This is a genomic window from Candidatus Thiosymbion oneisti, assembly GCF_004359955.1.
Classification (GTDB): Bacteria; Pseudomonadota; Gammaproteobacteria; order Chromatiales; family Chromatiaceae; genus Thiosymbion; species Thiosymbion oneisti.
Genome location: NZ_SMSC01000004.1, coordinates 1 through 16,834, shown reverse-complemented (window position 1 = coordinate 16,834; position 16,834 = coordinate 1). Strand labels below are relative to the sequence as shown.

General features: G+C 62.1%; 11 protein-coding genes. 7 read left to right on the top strand and 4 right to left on the bottom strand.

Annotated elements, in window-relative coordinates:
* Window positions 1-95: 95 nt before the first annotated feature.
* Window positions 96-1,367, bottom strand: coding sequence for an alpha-amylase family glycosyl hydrolase (locus E1958_RS02890; protein WP_133510532.1), 1,272 nt, complete (start codon window positions 1,365-1,367; stop codon window positions 96-98).
* Window positions 1,368-1,806: 439 nt separating this feature from the next.
* Here E1958_RS02890 and E1958_RS02885 point away from each other — a divergent pair, with 439 nt between their 5' ends.
* Window positions 1,807-2,049, top strand: a complete 243-nt coding sequence (locus E1958_RS02885) for a ribbon-helix-helix domain-containing protein (protein WP_089727076.1) — start codon at window positions 1,807-1,809, stop codon at window positions 2,047-2,049.
* Window positions 2,034-2,372: a type II toxin-antitoxin system PemK/MazF family toxin gene (locus E1958_RS02880; protein WP_089727078.1), complete on the top strand. Its 339-nt coding sequence runs from the start codon at window positions 2,034-2,036 to the stop codon at window positions 2,370-2,372. The genes E1958_RS02885 and E1958_RS02880 overlap by 16 nt, the downstream gene beginning before the upstream one ends.
* A gap of 307 nt (window positions 2,373-2,679) precedes the next feature.
* Here E1958_RS02880 and E1958_RS02875 read toward each other — a convergent pair whose 3' ends face one another.
* The 3 genes from E1958_RS02875 to E1958_RS02865 form a co-directional block, all read right to left on the bottom strand.
* Window positions 2,680-4,632, bottom strand: coding sequence for a 4-alpha-glucanotransferase (locus tag E1958_RS02875; RefSeq protein WP_133510531.1), 1,953 nt, complete (start codon window positions 4,630-4,632; stop codon window positions 2,680-2,682).
* Window positions 4,633-4,711: 79 nt separating this feature from the next.
* Window positions 4,712-5,572 (bottom strand): hypothetical protein, encoded by an 861-nt coding sequence (locus tag E1958_RS02870; protein ID WP_133510530.1) that lies wholly within the window; start codon window positions 5,570-5,572, stop codon window positions 4,712-4,714.
* A 104-nt stretch (window positions 5,573-5,676) separates the two neighbouring features.
* On the bottom strand, window positions 5,677-7,149 hold the full coding sequence (locus tag E1958_RS02865; RefSeq protein WP_133510529.1) for a glycogen synthase: 1,473 nt from the start codon (window positions 7,147-7,149) through the stop codon (window positions 5,677-5,679).
* 274 nt (window positions 7,150-7,423) lie between these two features.
* Between E1958_RS02865 and E1958_RS02860 the strand changes: the two genes are divergently transcribed.
* The 5 genes from E1958_RS02860 (at window position 7,424) to E1958_RS02840 (ending at window position 16,307) form a co-directional block, all read left to right on the top strand.
* Complete coding sequence (locus tag E1958_RS02860) at window positions 7,424-7,744, top strand: CU044_2847 family protein (RefSeq protein ID WP_133510528.1); 321 nt, start codon at window positions 7,424-7,426, stop codon at window positions 7,742-7,744.
* Between the two features lie 14 nt (window positions 7,745-7,758).
* Window positions 7,759-9,177, top strand: coding sequence for a S1 family peptidase (locus E1958_RS02855; protein WP_133510527.1), 1,419 nt, complete (start codon window positions 7,759-7,761; stop codon window positions 9,175-9,177).
* A gap of 427 nt (window positions 9,178-9,604) precedes the next feature.
* Entirely contained in the window at window positions 9,605-10,714 is a 1,110-nt protein-coding gene (locus E1958_RS02850) for an AAA family ATPase (protein WP_133510526.1), read from the top strand.
* 628 nt (window positions 10,715-11,342) lie between these two features.
* Window positions 11,343-14,846: a formylglycine-generating enzyme family protein gene (locus E1958_RS21140; protein ID WP_243725231.1), complete on the top strand. Its 3,504-nt coding sequence runs from the start codon at window positions 11,343-11,345 to the stop codon at window positions 14,844-14,846.
* A 423-nt stretch (window positions 14,847-15,269) separates the two neighbouring features.
* A complete protein-coding gene (locus E1958_RS02840) occupies window positions 15,270-16,307 on the top strand; it encodes a formylglycine-generating enzyme family protein (RefSeq protein ID WP_133510525.1) in 1,038 nt (345 codons plus the stop codon).
* The last annotated feature ends 527 nt before the right edge of the window (window positions 16,308-16,834 follow it).

Sequence of the window (16,834 nt, the reverse complement as noted above, 5' to 3'; positions counted from 1 at the left end):
ATCCCGCCTTCAACCGCTCACCGCACCCTACGGCCTTTGCCCAGCCTCTACTCTTTCGCCTTTGCGGTTCGAACTGGCCCGTGGTCAGCGGGGGTTCAGGCCATGCCGGAGACCATCACCCGCCCCATCCCCGGGCCAAGCTCGAAATCAAAAGGTGTGGGCAGGTGTTCCACCGGCCACTCCGGGGAGACGTCCTGCAGTGGAGTCGCCGCCTGCACGTGGCGGTAGAGGTCGTAGCAATGGAAGTGCTGGCGGTTCCAAGGGTCTTTGTTGAGCGCCACCAGTGCCTCGCCGTTGCCGCTGGTGGATGCCTTCCAAAACAGGAGTAGGGTGGGATTCGGGTGATCGAGCTTCTGGATCGGGCCTTCCTCCTGGAAGACAGGGTAGTCGCTTTTGATCCGGTTGACGCGGGTGATAAAGTCGGTCAGGTCCACCGCCGGCTCCTCCCAGTGCTCCGGTCGGGTAGCGACCACGTGCAGGCGATTGCGGAATCCGTACTCGTAACCGATCGGCATCATGACGCCGGTCGAGAACAGCGCGACGAACAGGTAGCGCTGCTTGAGGGCCTCGACATTGTTGCCCGATTCGCTGAACAGGCGCTCGGTATCGTGACTCTCCGGGAAGCCGATGGAGGGGGCAATCTGGCGGGTCAGCTCGTATTGCTCCAGGAGCCAGGGGCTCGAGAAGTCCCACCACTTGGCACTGTTGAAGACATAGTCGAAGCCGGCGGAGGCGGTCTCCCTGGTCTCATGTGGTGAGCAGCCGAGGGTTTCGGCCGCGAACACCAGATCCGGGTGCCGGCTCCGGGCGTCTTCGATGATCTGGCGCCAGAAGTCCCTGGGGATCTGGTAGGCGGCATCGCAGCGAAAGCCGGTGAAGCCGAGCTCCACCAGATAGAGGATGACATCGTCCAGATAGCGCCTTAGCCCTTCCACGTCCGAAGAATGTCGGTGATCGAGCTGGGCCAGGTCCCCCCACACGGTCTTGGTCCCGTCCTCCTCCAGGCAGTAAGGGTTGACCAGGCGGTCACCCTCGCGCACACACCACTCCGGATGCGCCTTGACGAGCGAGGAGTCCACCGCACAATGATTGATGACCAGGTCGATCATCATGTTCAGGCCCAGATCATGGGCCTGGGCGACCATCTGCCTGACCTGGGTCTCCGGGGACTTGCCGGATTCGGGATCCAAAAGGTTTGGGTTGATCTTGAAGTAGTCGGCGATGGAATAGAGGCTGCCGGAATGACCCGGCCGCTGGATCGGGTTGACGAATACCCAATCGAAGCCCATAGCGGCGGCGCGCTCCAGGTGCGGCTTCCAGTCCCCGAAGGGTCCGGCGAGGAGGGGGAACAGGTTGTATATCTTCATGTGCGGAAAGCTCCAGCCAAAACTTCGCATCAGCGATCGCTATGTTGTGTGGTCAGGGCTTCTCAGGGAGCCTTGAAAAATTCGAAGCCCCTTTTCGCTGAACTTCTTGACTAAAAAGAGGCCACAAACGAACGCTAAGATTATGCCAGCAGTCATAACAAATATACTCGCCTTTCAATAGAAGAAATTCAAAAGCTATAGAACCCAAATGGGAAAAGGAGCCAGGCTCAATTGATGGGTCGTTTCTCACAGATCATTCGCCTAACATTTGGCTGCAAGCGACCCAATGCCGCGGTTCCGGCTCCTCAGCAATTTTCAAGCCCAGTGCCACGCGGCATTGGGCGCCTGAGCCAAGCCGTTATGCCCCTGGGAAGATCACACCATTCGGTTTACTTGACATTAGAGGTGGTATGACCAATAGTCGTACCAGGAGGTGACCATGCACAAGGCAAAAATCGCGATTAGCCTAGACGAGAAGACCCTTGGTCGCCTCGATCGCCTCGTCCGCCAACGTGTCTACCCTAGCAGAAGCCGTGCCATTCAGGAAGCTGTCGAAGAGAAGCTGCAACGCTTTGACGGTGGCAGACTCGCGCGTGAATGCGGCAAACTCGATCCTAAGTTCGAGCAGGCCATGGCCGACGAGGGTATCGCCGGAGACCTTTCTGAATGGCCCGAATACTGAGAGGCGACATCCGTTGGGCAAATCTTGATCCAACACGTGGACACGAACAAGGCGGCAACAGGCCCGTTCTCATACTCAGCCAAGACGTCTTCAATCAGCGATCCGGCACGGTCATCGCCATAGCAATAACCAGTCAACCTCAGAAGGCAGGCTTCCCCCTCACCCTTGAGCTGCCGACCAGGGGGCTCCCCAAACGCTCTTGGGCCAAGATCAGCCAGATCCGCACCTTATCCGTTGAGAGAATTGGTACCAGAATAGCCAAGGCATCCGACGAGGACCTTGTGCATATTATTGACGGCCTCAACGAAATCATAGGGGCATAACAAAGCGCTCAAGCGGACCTGGCGAGTCGTATCGACCCGCTAGGCCGCTAGGCGCCGACGTTAAGAATTGAGAATAGTCATGGAAAATGGTGTAACTGTCAGGTCCTAGATGATTACGTGGAATTTTTTTAGAGAATTGGGGCTGCCGTGCATACCATTTTTGGAGCGTTTGGAGGGGCGTTTGGTGGTGCAAGCCTTTGTGAGGGATGTAGTGATTATAGAGGTAGTGATGAACTTCCTGCTGAACCTTTTTCTTCCCCGCTTAAAAGGACTACGCGACCACTACATGTTAAGCACTACCAATTTCTCAAGGCGCCCTTGAATCAAGCATCGGCAGACGCACCAGACTGCGCCCCTGATCGCGCAGGTATTGGGCCTCCCGATCGAGCATGGCGAGTACCTGCGGCGTCACCGGCTCGAAGCCCGGGGCGCGGAGCGCGATACTCAAGGCATAGGGCAGATTGAGGGCGCGGTCATCGCCCAGCCGCAACAGATAGGCCCGCTCGTAGTCGGGAGGAACGCGCAGCGACCAGTTCGCGTCCTTCACCGTGCCGGGGATATTGTACTGCTCCTCCAGACCGAGCAAGTCGGCGAAGAAGACCATGATGTTGCGGGCCCGACTGATCAACAGATCGGCAAACAGCGCATGCACCAGCGCACCGGGGTGTCCGGCATGATCGGTCACCCAGCGTTCCCGGTCCGTGTGCGCCGGGACCAATCGGTTTCCCAGGTCTTCGGCCCGGTCCCGGGCGCTGCCGTCCCTGATCCACTGGGCGGCCAGCCGCCAGATCGGCGGCGTGTCGTGATTTCCGAGCATGATCCAATCGATGGGTTCGGCACGCTCGCTGCGATAGACATCGGTGGGATTGTGCGGGTCCACCTTCTGCAGGACCCGAAACCGACCGAGGCCGAATCGGTCCAGCACCTGCTTGAGGGGCAAGGGTAGGGTGCTGAGTACCTCGCACACCAGGTCGTAGCGGTGGCTTGTGGTACCGTCGGGGCTGACCAGCCGGGAAAAGACCTGGGCATAGGCGTCCACCTGCTCCGCGGTGAGATATTCCACCCAATGGTCCGCATGCAGTGCACCTTCGGCATTGAGCTGGTGTTCCTCCACGTAGGAGAAGACCCGCAAATCCGGGTGATCCGGCAGATTCGGTGAGGAGAACAGCCGCGCCCCCTGCTGGACGGCCAGAAAGGGGTCTTTCCTGTCACTGCGGTACACCCAGGGGCAGACCCACCCATGGGGATGATCGACCCGTACCCCGTCGTACTCGGAATAGAGCTTTTCCAGCCGGTAGCGCACGAACGCGAGCACGGGTCCGGGGGAGCCGTCCTCAGCCCGGTATTGACCGGGATCCAACACGGCGAAGCCCCAAGGTTGGCCCATGGGATTGGTCCGGCTCGGGGGGGCCCCCATCCGGTAATTAGGCAGCAGCAACCCCTGGTGGGCCCATGCGTCCTGATCCGACAACCCGATTTGCAGGTCGGCGTACAGCTGCATCCCGAGCGATTTGCAGTGATCCCGCAGTCGCTGGTGCTGCTGATGCAGGAGCAGCTGGCCGAATGTGTAACGCTCGACCGCCGCTCGGTGGTCTTCCAGCAGCCTGGCCTTTCTATCAGTGCGGGCCGCTTTCGCTCCGGCGGTCGGATTGAACAGGTCGCGGTCGGGGTGGGGTTCGCCGGTGGGGGTCTTCCAATGGTGCCAGCTGTGTCGCCCATGCACCTCGAACAGCACCGAGTAGAGCGCATCGGGCTCCAGCCATCGGGCATGGGCGCGCCGGAAGCCATTCAGCTGCTGTTCCAGCTCCGAATAAGCCGAGCGATCCTTGCGAAATCGCCCATAGGCAATAGCGATGGCACCTCCTTGAGCTGCGTAGGCAAAGGCATAATGGACGCGGCCTCGGACCGGGGGGCGGGCCGCGAGCAGGGACTCCAGGTCGTCTTGTTCCAGCAAGCCTCCCCGTAGCAGGGGAGAGAGGGCCAAGCTCAACGGGTTGCGCGAGAAGAGCGTGCCGTCGTAGGGAGAGGGATTGTCCGCGGCCGTGAGACCCTGGGGGCCCAGCTGGACACCGTTGAAACCGAGCTTTGCCAACTGAGTCAAAAAATCCGCGGCACCCTCGGCATAAGGTGTGCCGCGCCCCGTATCTTCCTCGTATCGAGCCGGGAAGCTGGCGTCGTGGATCTCCAGAAACAGCTTATCGACGCCGCAGGCCCGCAAGCCTGGCGCTACACAGCCCGCGTAGGACTCGGAGCCAATCATTCAAGGCTGCCTTGAAGAACGCCTTCCATGGGATTTTCCTAAACGCTGCTCGAAAAGCCTGGTTTCCAAACGCCTTCATTCAGACCTTTCTATAATTCTCATCACGCAAGAAGAAGGTTTGTACTAATCTCGCGTCCTCAATGGACCGTCCGAAGAAACACGTCTCCCGATGAAACCGATGGGCGTTATATATAGCGAGCCGGTTGAATTTCATCGGTATGTGGTCCGTAATTTGCCATCTGTCTTCAAAGTGCCCATCGTAGAATAACTCTATCTTTAGTATTATCCCCGGCACTTGCAGATTATCTTTATAGCCGGTCCGCTTATGCCGATAAAGGTTGGTTCCACCTTTACACTGTTCCGGCGTGTTCAAATAGACCAGGCCCGCCCAATTCCCTCGCCTATCGGCATGAATTCGGGTCCGTTCCTCGGCAGCATCCCCAAAAGGGTCGATCTTGTAGGTGCCCGTAAGGCTCTCAGGAGCCGCCGATAAATTCATGCCGGTCAACTCGCTGATCCGTTCTATTACCTTGGCGTTCGTTCTTTTCGGGCTCCTGAATGTAGTAAAAGATGTTTTTAATCTATAGTCGTCTTGCAATGCCTCTTCCCTAACGGCCTCGGGATTGAGATAGAAATCATCAATTATAATAATCCCTTCCTTATTCATAGCTCTCGCACCGGGATTTACCATACCCACGCCATCCGATCCCAGACGCTCGTAATCCGCAGGATCACAGCTGGTGTCTGCTAAAAACCAACGGTTCTTAGCGAAACTGAAGAAAACGGTTTCATTACCTGTAGCTTTGGGTGGTTTCAGGGTGGTCGCCTTCATGTAATACGGCAGCTTGAGTTCTTTCTTCCCCTCCAGTTTCTTGGTTTCGCCTTCATAACGGCAGTTACACAAGTTATAAACATATAGTTTTCCCTCGGTATTATTCATTAGGTGTCAAGTCCCGCGAGAATACGGACTCGTCTTCTGATGGATATGACTATTTTCCCATCATTGCTCAATGTCCCTAGCGAGCGGAAGCGGCACTCGGTGCGTTACCATGCCTTAACATGATTGTAGATCGCGAGGTAATGGTGGGCCGGATGATTCCAAGAGTAGTCATAGACCATGCCGTTGGAAAGCAGGCGCCGAAACTCTTTCGGAAATTCATACCAGAGCCCGATAGCACGGTCCATAGCCGATTCGACGGCAGAGAAATCCGTGTTGTCGAAGACATAACCGTTGCGATATTCGAAAGGCATCGGCGCATAATCCCGATCGAATACGGTATCGGCGAGACCACCGACCGATCTGACGATGGGGACGGTGCCGTAACGTAGGGCAATCAGCTGGGCGAGACCACAGGGCTCGAAAACGCTGGGCACGACCAACATATCCGCGCCGGCGTAGATGAGATGGGCGAGCTGCTCGTTGAATCCGAGCTCGATATGGATATCCGGGTTGTCATTGAGATGGTGCTTGAGACCCCAGAACTCATTGTTGACGCCCGGGTCCGGACTCGAGCCCAGGAGCACGAATTGGGAGCCCCGGTGGAGGGCATAGAACATCGCGTGACGGACCAGATGCAGACCCTTTTGGTGATCCAGCCGACCGACATAGGCGATCAGGGGTTTGTAGTCCTTGCGCAACATCAGGCGCTCGCGCAGCGCCTCCTTATTCGCGTATTTCCCGTCCAGATGCCAGACATCATAGTGGTGGGGCAGGAAACGATCGATCTCGGGGTTCCACACCTCATAATCGACGCCATTGAGTACGCCACCGAATTTGCCCCCGTGGACGGAGAGCGTGTGACCCAGCCCTTTACCCTGGTCGGTATAGCGGGCCTCCCAGGCATGCTTCGGAGAGACGGTGGTCACAAAGCTCGAATAGACGATACCGCCCTTCATCATGTTGATGGCTTTCGGATTGTGATCGTCGCCCAGGCGGTCACGATCAAAATAATAGTCCGGTCGATGCAGGCCGGTCCCGGATAACACCGGCTCCCCGTGGACCCCCTGGTGCTGAAAATTGTGGATGGTGTACACGACGCGCTGATCGTGCATACCCATACGGTGATAGATCTCCCACAGCAGGACCGGCACCAGGCCGGTTTGCCAATCGTGGCAGTGAATAATGGTCGGACGCTTGCCCGACTTGAGCAGAAACTCAATGGCCGCCTTGCAGAAGAAGGCAAACCGCAAGGCATCGTCGGGCGATCCGTAGAAAGAACCGCGATTGAAGTAATTTTCGTGCGAGTGGGGCTCGATGAAGTAGCACCGGCGCCCGTGGACCATGCCGAAATAGACCGTGCAATGGACGCCGCCCCCACCCCAGGGCACCCAGAGATCATGGTAGGTGGCGTCCAGCCCCCAGATTTCACCATACCAGAGACAGTCGTATTTCGGGAGTATGATCTCCACATCGTTGCCGCGAATCTCGAGCTCGCGGCTCAAACCGAAGACCACATCAGCCAACCCGCCCACTTTGGCGACGGGTGCGAGTTCGGACGAGATATGAACGATATACATTAAGGATAACCTAGTAAAAGCCCAATGCCATTGAGTTAGCTGCTGACCGCTTGTCGTGACAGATCAGGATGCGGAAGCGAAAACGACATCCCGATTCCGCAGGCACTAGGCGCCATATTATGGGTACGCAACCGAGCGCCGTCTACCGATAACTGACTGCCCGGCTCGCTCCCAGGCTCCCGGTTTCTCCGGCGTGGGAGCCGGCGACCGGCGACAAATACCTCTATTTCGGTGAAAATGTGAGGGATTTCAAACCCACGTGGAGGACCCCCGGATGGCAACCGAGCTCATCGAACTGAGAGATGGCCTGTTCGTAGAAGTACAGGCAAACCCCGAGGACCAGCCCAGGCAGATCGTGGCGAGTGCCGCCAGTCGTGTCGACGGGGCCTTGGACGCGGCGCGTGGCCTGTTGCTCAAATCGGTCGAGCCGGTCGCCTCGGTATGGGCCGAGATGAACCAAGCCCTCACCATCGATCAGGTGGAAATCGAGCTCGGGCTCGGCTTCGAGGCCACGGGCAAGCTCTTCATCGCCCAGGGTACCGGCAAGTCGAATGTCAGTTTCAAGCTGACCGTGCACCCCAAACGGCAAGACTGAACGGACCCTTATCTATGGATTGGTGGACCGATGTCGTCTTCCGCATCACCGGCCCGAATGCCGAACATCGGGGCCAGGGTACCGGCTTCGCCTGTGCCTGCACAGGTGATGCAGTATTTGTAGTCACCTGCTGGCATGTAGTACGCGAGATCGAGCGCACCAATCTGCACATCAACTATCATCGATCCTGCAGGGTCGTCTCCGAACCCGGCGGCGACGAGCTGGATCTGGCCGTGCTGCGCGTCCCAGGTCCGTCATGTGGAAACCCGCTGACGCTCGCATCCTGCGGCACGTCCGGCATGGCCTTTGAGACCTACGGTTATGGGCCGATTGGCCGCCCGCTGTCAGGGACCCTCGGCGCCAAGACCGGCCGTCCCTATCCCCCCCAAGACGACCTCCTCGCATGGGACTATTATCTGGACGAGGGTTCACGCGCGCTCGAGAAGATCGAGAAGGGCTACAGCGGCGCTCCGGTCTTCGATCCGAAGGGACACAGGGTGGTTGCAGTCATCACCCACGGCGCGGGGACGGACAAGGGTTTTGCAATCGACATTGCCAACCTTCCGCGTGTCTACTCTCCGGCGGAGGATTGGCTCGTCGCTTCGGAGACTATTAGGCCCGAGGCGGATAACGCCGCCGATGTCCAGGCCGAGTCGGACGGCGAGTACGCCGCGACTGACGACCCCCTAGTCAAGATCCTGGATCATACCGATCAGCTTGTGCCTATCCGCGATCTCCTCAAAGACGGCACCAACGACCGAGCGATCGCACTGGTCGAGGCCTGCTCAAAGGATTGGCCCTCCTACCTCGCCGACCATGTTCACCTGGACCCTTGGCCGGGTGGGTACGGTCATCCGCCCGAGGCGATAACGCTACGCCTGAAGCGTTTCGACGAGCAGGCCTTCTGGGAAGCCCTGCTCGAAGTGGTGCCGGGTGTTCCCGAGGTTCCGCACGAGACGGCCAGGCAAGCCATAGTCCGCGGCTGGATTAACAGCGCCGACCTGCGGGTGCTCTATTTTTCAGTGGGATTGGAGCGTCACGGCCGCCACCTCCCGAAGATTATCCGTGGCATCCAGGCGAGCCTCGACGGCCTCGGCGACTTCGCGCCCGGTACCCGCGTCCTGGTCATCATCGCCTGCCTGCGCAACAAAGCAGGCAAGGTGCCATTCTGGTGGCCTTGGTACGTCCGCTTCAAGCTGGCAGGGTTAGAGTGCTGCCGTCGCCTGGCTGCCATGCGTCTCCTGGACACGACCGACATCGAGGACTGGTACGCCGGTTTCCCGCACTCGCGGCGTGCCTGCTACGACCTCGATCCGCTTAAAGCCAGGCTGCTCGCTCTGTTCGAGCCTGGTCACGCCGGCATCCGCTACGAGCGAGTGCGCCGCTGTCTGATCGATGAGGGCGCATTGCAGTTGGCACGCCGCAATCCATGACCGGGGTCTAACAGTGCAAGGATCACCACGCCGTCGACTGGCTCCCCACGCTCCAGCGTGGGAGCAGATCCCGATGCTCCAGCGTCGACTAAGCGTCTCGGCAAACTAGGTCCTGTTGACATTTAACGCTAACCGACTGTTTTCACATGTTGAAAGACTGCAACATTCCGGCGGTCCGCACAGCGGACCCTACAGTCGATCAGCTGGTTAGCGTAGGGTCCGCTGTGCGGACCTTCTAAATGTCAACACGACCTAACAGCCAATGCCGATCAGCACCGAGGAGCTGAGTCCGCGGGAGCAGACAAGCCGGCGTTCCCACGCTGGAGCGTAGGAACGAGCGCTACCGCCTACGGCCCTTTTTTAGACAAGCACATAAGGGTGCAATGATCGCCGAGCCGACCCCGATATCTGGAAAGGAGATCGAATCATGAGCGAACTGCGCTTCTACACCGGCCGCGGCCACGCCGAGCCCAAGGCCGCGGACAGACTGCCCACGGTGGACCCGGCCGCCCTGCGTGCCCCCCAGGGCTACCGTGCTACCGACCGCACGGCGGCGGCCGTCGAGGTCGCCCTGACCCTCGGCATGCCGCTGCTGGTGACCGGCGAACCGGGCTCGGGCAAATCCGGCTTGGCCGCCAGCATCGCCTGGGAGCTGGGCCTGGGTGAGGTGCTGCGCTTCGCCGTCAAATCCGATACCGAGTCCCGCGACCTCTTCTACCGTTTCGATACGGTAGGGCGCTTCCACGCCGCCAACACCCTCAAGGAGGGCGATCCAGGTACCGACCCCGGCCGCTTCATCACCTTCGAGCCCCTGGGTCGCGCCATCCTGCTGGCCAAGCCGGAGCGCGTGGTGCGGGAGCTGGGGGTGCCGGACTATGCCGTCGCTCACCCTGGCAGGCAGCGCCGCTCCGTGGTCCTCATCGACGAGATCGACAAGGCCCCGCGGGATGTCCCCAACGACATCCTGGTGGAGATCGAGCACATGCAGTTCGACATCCCGGAACTCAGCGGCGCCGGGCGGCCCACCGTGCACGTGGGCCTGGAGCCGGAGGAGAACCGCTATCGGCCCATTGTGGTCTTTACCAGCAACTCCGAGAAGGCATTGCCGGACCCCTTCCTGCGCCGCTGTGTCTATCTGCACCAGCAGTTCCCACCGTTCGAGGCGGAGTTGGAGGGGAAGCTGTCCGAAGATCAGGTCACCGTGGAATCCATTGTCTCCGCCCGCCTCGGTGCCCGCTATCAGGGCCAGGACCAGACCTCCCGCCGCATCCAGGATGCGGTGGGCTTCTTCCGCTTCCTGCGGGAGCAGGCGGGCCTGGAGCGCCGCCCGACCCTGGCGGAGCTTCTGGACTGGCTCGACTATCTCATGCCTCAGCGCACGCCGATCTTGGAGTGGCATGCCCTGGCCGCTCTGACCCAGAGGGAAGGGGTGGGCGAGGCCAGGCTGCGGGCCGGCATCGAGTCCCTGCTGCTGAAATCCCCCGCTGACCAGGCCCGAACCGACACGCTGCTGACCGACTGGCGCGGCGGGCGCTGACGGGCACCTAACGTGTTAGTTTCCAGTGAGGCTTCGCCTCAGACCGACGAGGCGTGAATTTTCGTACGGAAACCGGAAAACCACGAATGCACACGAATCGACACGAATTGTGATTTGTGTTTATTCGTGTCAATTCGTGGTTTGTCGATCGTGCACACAAAACTTGACTCATTTGTTCATCTGGCTCCCACGCCAATGCCGTTAAGTTGAGCGTTACCGGTCGGCAAAGTAAGCGGAAAAAACGACGCATCACGCGAATCCTCACGAAATTGTCATCCCGAACCGAAGGGAGGGATCTTGTTCGCGCCGATTCGCGCGCTTCGTCGTTTTCTCTTGCGGATTCCGACCCACCACGACAAGCGGCCAACAGCTAACTTAATGGCATTGGCTCCCACGCTCCGGCGTGGGAGCAAGCCTTGTCCCGACGGAGGAGGGATCTTGACGCTCCAGCGTCACCAAGCCTGGCCGCCGGAGCGGCCGAGGTGGCGTTCCCACGCTGGAGCATGGGAACGAGCAAACCCGCGTGTGAATTCGTACCCTTTCGCGTCTTTCGTGGTTCTTGTTTCCCGCGCCCGCGGAATTTGACTCATCTGTAAAGATGCGGATCCGTCAAGAAATCCTAGTGACCATGCCCCAAGTCCCACCGACTCCGCCCCCCACCGGCCGGTTGGCGCGTTATCACCGCGATCTGCCGAGGCTGGCGGTGCTGCTGCGCGGGGCCGGTCTGCCGGTGGGCCCCGATCGCTGGCAGAATATCTACGACCTGCTGCTGGCACTCAATGCCCAGGGCCGCCTGCCGCAACGGGCCGCCGACCTCGAGTATCTGATTGCGCCCCTGCTGTGCCGCTCGGCGCAGGAGCTGCAACAGTTCGGCGAGCTGTTCACGCACTGGGTCCGAGACCTGGAGCCGGATCTGCGCGGGCCGGAACCAGGGACCGCGGCGACAACCGCCGACACCGATGCACCGCCGCAGTCGCCACCCCTGCCGCGTCTGGGCTGGTGGCTGTCGGGCCTCGCACTCCTGTTCCTGGTGCTGGCCGGGACCCTCTATTGGTATCACCTCCCATCTCAACCGCCGCCCTCGCCGCCGTCCCCGGCCGGGCAGGTCCTACCACCGTCCCCGGACGAGCAGGTCCTACCACCGCCCCCGGACGGGCAGGTCCTGCCCCTGCCCGACAGTGAGTCGATCTCATCGCCGTCCCCGCCTGTGGACAAGCCGGTCCCGCCGACAATGCCACCACCGGAGACAAAGGGACTGACGCTAGAGCCCGTCCCACCGCGCACGCCCCCTGAGCAGCCGACCCTGGACCCCGTCCACCGCGCCCGGCTGGAGGCCCTGGGTGATCTGCTCCTGATCCTGCCGGGCTGCCTGGCCCTGGTATGGCTGCTCATCCGCTGGCTGACCTGGAAGACGGTGCTGGAGCGCCGCCGGGGCGATCCGAACGATCCGCTCACCCACATCGGCCTGGCTGCCCACCAGGACGATCCGCTCGCTGCCCCGGGTTTGCAGCAGACCCTCAAGCGCCTGCACACCCCGGTGGCGGTGCCGACCCGGCACCTGGATCTCGAGGCCACCGTCGACCGTACCGCGCGTCATGCCGGGCTCTTACAACCGGTGCGCCGCGCCTGCCGCCGGGTGCCGGAGTTGGTGGTCCTGGTCGAGCAACACCACGTCGGCGACCAGATGGCCGGCCTGGCGGGCGAGCTGGTGGACCGTCTGCACGCGGCCGGGCTCGACCTGTACCGTTACGATTACCGCGACAGCCCCCGGCGATTGATCGGCCATGATGGCCGGTGGCGCCCCTTGGCCGCGGTCGCCGGCCGGCATACGGGTGCCCGGCTGCTCCTGATCGGCGAGCCCGCGGCCCTGATCGACCCCTTCTCCGACGCCGCCTTGCCCTGGCTCGATGCCTTCGCCAGCTGGCCCGAGCGGGGACTGCTGGTCACCCGACGCCCGCCCGAGCGCTGGCAAGCGGCCCTGGTGGCGGCGGGCTTCCTGGTCGCCGAGCTTGACAGCGCCGGCATCCGGACCCTCGCCCTATGTCTGAGCGATCGTCTGGGCGAACGGCTGAGCAACCGGCCCGCCGGCGCGGATCCGGCACTGCCGGGTCTCACCCTGCCCCTGCCGCGGCTGCTCCAGGATGCCCGGCGCTGGACCCAGCCGGTAGCGCCGGCAGCCGCGGAGCAGGCCGGGCTGCTGTCCGTGCTGATCGACTACCTGGGGCCGGACGGCAGCCGGCTGCTCACGGCGATGGCTGTTTACCCCCAGCTCCACTGGGGCCTGACCCGGCTCCTGGATCTGAGCCTGTTCCCCGATCCCGACCCCGTAGCCCGCGAGCGCCGGCTGCTCAAGGTCGCACGCCTGCCCTGGAGCCGTGCCGGTTGGCTGCCGGATTGGCTGCGTGCCGATCTGCTGGAACGTCTCGACCGCGGCGATGAACACAGGCTCCGCCGGCTCTACCGCCGGTTGTTGCGCCCCGAGCCGGGGACCGGCACCGGGCGCCTTACGTTGCCGGTCAATTTGCCGCGTGCCGTTGGGCCCTGGACGAGGCTCCGGGAGTGGCTGCGCCAGAGGGGCTGGCGGCTCGACCGTTGGCTGTCCGCATCGCGCACCCTGTCCGCCGAACATGGCGCCCTCAACGATGCTATCTTCGCTGATGTCCTGTTCGGTTGGCGCCTGCGGCTACTCGATTTCGTCCTGCCCAGGCGCCTGCTGCGCCCCTATCTGGGCGGGACCCTGCGTCGGGCCCTGCTTGCGCGCACGGCACTCGCCGTGATACTGGCCGCCGGCGGCGCCTGGCTCGCCGGGAGCGCTTGGCACCAGTGGCTCCGGGAAGCGGCGGAATCACGTCTGCTCGCCAGGCAGAATGCTGTCCATGCCGAGTACCGGGTCACCATTCGGCACCGAAAAGAGACCGCCGAGTTGGCGCAAGCACTTTTCGAGACCCTGGCGGCCAATGGCTTCGATACGGCAATCATCGAGGCGGCATTGGAGCTACCTGGGAAAGACGCCCAATCCCTGCCACCGGTCAACCGGATCCAATGGGGTGATCCCGCCGACGAATCGATAGCCGACTCTATCGCCCGGCGCCTGACCTACCTTACCTGGGGTCAGGTCCCCGAAGTGACCGACCAGCTTGGGTCCGTGGCCCTTGCCGGGCTTGCCCAACCACCGGAGCCCAAAGCCCTGCGGGTATTGCTGTGGACCCCCGGCACCACCGGTAGCGGGTTCACGGACCCGCTGGCGGAGCCCCTGACCCCGGAACAGATCGCCGAGTTGACGACTCCGCCCGAGCTGCCGCCGGAAGCGCCGCAAACGCAGACACCGGATACCAGGGAGACGCAACAAGCACCGGAATTGCTTGATCGGACATTCCGCGATCCCCTACAGATCGGCGGTACCGGTCCCGAGATGGTTTCGCTCCCCGGTGGTAGCTTTCTTATGGGCTCGCCGAAGGGCGAGCCGGAGCGCGACGGCGATGAAGGTCCGCAGCGCCGGGTGACCGTCCGGCCCTTCGCCATCGGCCGCACCGAGGCCCGCTTTGCGGACTATGATCGCTTTGCCGAGGCCACCGGACGCAAGAAGCCGGACGATGAAGGCTGGGGCCGGGGCGATCGACCTGTAATCAACGTGAGCTGGAATGATGCCCGGGCCTATGCAAAATGGCTCAGTGAGCAGACCGGCCACAGCTACCGCCTGCCCAGCGAGGCCGAATGGGAATATGCCGCCCGCGCTGGTACCTCGACCCCCTTCTGGACCGGCGACTGCATCCACACCGACCAGGCCAACTACAACGGCAACGGCGACTACAAGGGCTGCGGCGCCAAGACCGACGTCTATCGCCGCCGGACGGTCCCCGCCGGCAGCCTGCCGGCCAACGGTTTCGGTCTGCACGAGATGGCGGGCAATGTCTACGAGTGGGTGGAGGACTGTTGGCATGACAGCTACGCGGGCGCACCGGCTGACGGCAGCGCTTGGCTGCAAGCCGGGGGTGGGGATTGCGCCCGGCGTGTGCTGCGCGGGGGCGGCTGGGTCAACATCCCGTGGAGGTTGCGCTCCGCCATCCGCAACTGGGACACCGCGGATGAAGCCAACCTCAACGTCGGTATTCGTCTCGCCAGGACATTCTGACCCTGTATCCTTTTTACTTTGTCCCTTTCATCTGGCTCCCACGCTCCAGCGTGGGAGCAGGCCTTGTCCCGACGGAGGAGGGATCTTGACGCTCCAGCGTCGAGAAGCATCGGGTATGCTCGAAAGCCCAGCTAGCACCGGGCTACCGGAGCGCCCAAAACGGCATTCCCGCAATGGACTGCTATCTGGTTCCCACGCTTCAGCGTGGAAGCAAGCCCCGACGCTCCAGCGTCGATTAAGCGTCTCGGTAGGCTAACAGCCAATGCCGATCAGCACCGAGGAGCTGAGTCCGCGGGAGCGGACAAGACGGCGTTCCCACGCTGGAGCGTGGGAAGAGCGCGAACTTTACTATCTGGCTCCCACGCTGGAGCGTGGGAGCCAGAAGTAGAAGCAGTCTCCGGAGTGTGGGAGCCAGAGAGAAGTATGACGCTGGAGCGTGGGAGCCAGAAGCGAGTCGGGCCGGGAATGCCGGCGTCCGGGGCTGGTAGGTATCACCGAAGGTCCCGGGCGCACCCATTGCTCAGTGTCGTCCTGATACTCCTCTTGGCACTGCTGATCCAAGGCGCTGAGGAGGCAAGCGGTTTTGCGCCCGGCACCCTGCCGGCTGAGCCCTGTGTCAGTCGCCCCGGTGAAGGGCCGCAGATGGTGCTGATCGAATCCGGCCGGTTCAGGATGGGATCGCCCGCGGAGGAGGAAGGCCGCTCGAGTGATGAAGGACCGCGACATCCGGTCGCTGTGGTCAGGCCCTTTGCGCTGGCCCGTTGTGAGACCACCGTCGGGGAGTTCGGCCGCTTCGTCGCGGAGACCGGCTACCGGACCGATGCCGAGCGTGATGGCGACTGTTACACAGTGAACGCGGACGGTTCAGGATTTCAGCAACGGGAAGACGCAAGCTGGCGCAACCCCGGCTTTGCCCAGTCTGACGATCACCCCGTGGTCTGTGTCTCTTTCAACGATGCCCGTGTCTATGCGCGCTGGTTGAGCCTGCGCACAGGCGCCGCGTACCGCCTGCCCACCGAGGCCGAGTGGGAATATGCCGCCCGCGCCGGCACGAACGCCGGCCGCTTCTGGGGCGACGACCCGGATGCATCCTGCGTCTACTCCAATGGTGCGGATCAGGCCGCCAAGGCCCGCTTTCCGGATTGGACCATAGCGGATTGCGACGATGGCGCGGAGTTTACCGCACCTGCCGGCCGCTATCAGCGCAATCCCTTCGGCCTGTCGGATATCTTGGGCAATGTCTGGGAGTGGGTGGAGGATTGTTGGCACGAGGGCTACACGGGCGCACCGACCGACGGCAGCGCCTGGCGAGAGGCCGGGGGTGGGGACTGCGCCCGGCGTGTGCTGCGCGGGGGCGGCTGGAACTTCTTCCCGAGGTGGTTGCGCTCCGCCAGCCGCAACGGGGGCACCGCGGATGAAGCCGGCGACTTCGTCGGTATTCGTCTCGCCAGGACGCTCTGACCCTTTGTTCTCTGCCCTTTGACCCTTTGCCGGGCGCGCTTGCATCCGGCTCCCACGCTCCAGCGTCGATTAAGCGCCTCTTCTCGTCCCCACGCGCCGCGTGGGGACGTGGAAGCTCCGCGCCGCGGAGAAGGCGGGTCGGAACAGCCTTTTGCCGACAAATCCTGGCCGGCAGGATGCCGGCGTTCCCAGCGCTTTATCTGGCTCCCACGCTCCAGCGTCGATCAGTAACCAGGTCAGTTCAGGTGAGCTGGGATCCCGAAGGCGGGATGCGCTGCGCTTTCCTGCCCTACGCGGGTTGGGCGCTGTAGGCGGAGGCGCGATGGGAGCGCGGAACCGCTTGGTCGGCGGACAGGTGTCTCATCCGCAAGGCAAGTCAGCTTCCCCTGTGGGCACGGGGAAGGGATCGGGTTTGAGTGGATTTTCCTATAGGAAAAACTCATTCCCCCCACCTGTGGAAGGTGTCGCAAAAGCCCCTCTCCCGCCGAGGGTGTCGCAAAAACGGTGGCGTCAGCTGCCACGCTCGT

Coding starts and splice junctions, on each gene's coding strand:
- E1958_RS21140 (WP_243725231.1), top strand. CDS start 11,343: ATGCCCCAAGTCCCACCGACTCCGCCCCCCACCGGCCGGTTGGCGCGT.
- E1958_RS02860 (WP_133510528.1), top strand. CDS start 7,424: ATGGCAACCGAGCTCATCGAACTGAGAGATGGCCTGTTCGTAGAAGTA.
- E1958_RS02865 (WP_133510529.1), bottom strand. CDS start 7,149: ATGTATATCGTTCATATCTCGTCCGAACTCGCACCCGTCGCCAAAGTG.
- E1958_RS02870 (WP_133510530.1), bottom strand. CDS start 5,572: ATGAATAATACCGAGGGAAAACTATATGTTTATAACTTGTGTAACTGC.
- E1958_RS02840 (WP_133510525.1), top strand. CDS start 15,270: ATGACGCTGGAGCGTGGGAGCCAGAAGCGAGTCGGGCCGGGAATGCCG.
- E1958_RS02855 (WP_133510527.1), top strand. CDS start 7,759: ATGGATTGGTGGACCGATGTCGTCTTCCGCATCACCGGCCCGAATGCC.
- E1958_RS02885 (WP_089727076.1), top strand. CDS start 1,807: ATGCACAAGGCAAAAATCGCGATTAGCCTAGACGAGAAGACCCTTGGT.
- E1958_RS02875 (WP_133510531.1), bottom strand. CDS start 4,632: ATGATTGGCTCCGAGTCCTACGCGGGCTGTGTAGCGCCAGGCTTGCGG.
- E1958_RS02850 (WP_133510526.1), top strand. CDS start 9,605: ATGAGCGAACTGCGCTTCTACACCGGCCGCGGCCACGCCGAGCCCAAG.
- E1958_RS02880 (WP_089727078.1), top strand. CDS start 2,034: ATGGCCCGAATACTGAGAGGCGACATCCGTTGGGCAAATCTTGATCCA.
- E1958_RS02890 (WP_133510532.1), bottom strand. CDS start 1,367: ATGAAGATATACAACCTGTTCCCCCTCCTCGCCGGACCCTTCGGGGAC.